1 protein-coding gene is annotated in these 1,018 nt (G+C 49.4%); it reads left to right on the top strand.

The window, feature by feature from the left end:
* Positions 1–1,018, top strand: a 1,018-nt coding sequence (locus tag QM460_RS10390) for a hypothetical protein (RefSeq protein WP_414290055.1), incomplete at both ends; no start/stop codon positions are given.

The raw sequence follows: 1,018 nt of genomic DNA, 5'->3' as shown, positions 1-1,018 counted from the left end.
ATGCTGACGTACTTGCTGATGTGCTTGCACTTGTTGAAGCAGATGTGCTTGCTGATGTACTTGCACTTGTTGATGCCGACGTGCTAGCAGATGTACTTGCACTTGTTGAGGCTGACGTACTTGCTGAAGTGCTTGCGCTTGTTGAAGCCGATGTACTTGCTGACGTACTTGCACTTGTTGATGCCGACGTGCTAGCAGATGTACTTGCTGACGTACTTGCTGATGTGCTTGCGCTTGTTGAAGCCGATGTACTTGCTGATGTGCTTGCGCTCGTTGAGGCTGACGTGCTAGCAGATGTACTTGCACTTGTTGATGCGGATGTACTTGCTGATGTGCTTGCGCTTGTTGATGCTGACGTGCTTGCACTTGTTGAGGCCGATGTACTTGCTGAGGTACTTGCACTTGTTGAGGCTGACGTACTTGCTGAAGTGCTTGCGCTTGTTGATGCGGATGTACTTACTGACGTACTTGCGCTTGTTGATGCTGACGTACTTGCTGATGTACTTGCACTTGTTGATGCTGACGTACTTGCTGACGTGCTTGCACTTGTTGAGGCCGATGTGCTTGCTGATGTACTTGCACTTGTTGAGGCCGATGTACTTGCTGACGTACTTGCACTTGTTGATGCGGATGTACTTGCTGATGTGCTTGCGCTTGTTGATGCTGACGTACTTGCTGATGTACTTGCACTTGTTGAGGCTGACGTACTTGCTGACGTGCTTGCGCTCGTTGAAGCGGATGTACTTGCTGATGTGCTTGCGCTTGTTGATGCAGATGTACTTGCTGAAGTACTTGCGCTCGTTGATGCTGACGTACTTGCTGACGTGCTTGCACTTGTTGATGCCGACGTACTTGCTGATGTGCTTGCGCTCGTTGATGCTGATGTACTTACTGACGTACTTGCGCTTGTTGATGCTGACGTACTTGCTGATGTGCTTGCACTTGTTGAAGCAGATGTGCTTGCTGATGTACTTGCACTTGTTGATGCCGACGTGCTAGCAGATGTACTTGCACTTGT

Origin of the sequence: Streptococcus infantis (genome assembly GCF_047464415.1) — a bacterium.
GTDB lineage: Bacteria > Bacillota > Bacilli > Lactobacillales > Streptococcaceae > Streptococcus > Streptococcus infantis_AE.
Note: the sequence above shows the minus strand (reverse complement) of the source record. Positions and strands in the feature narration are given on the sequence as shown.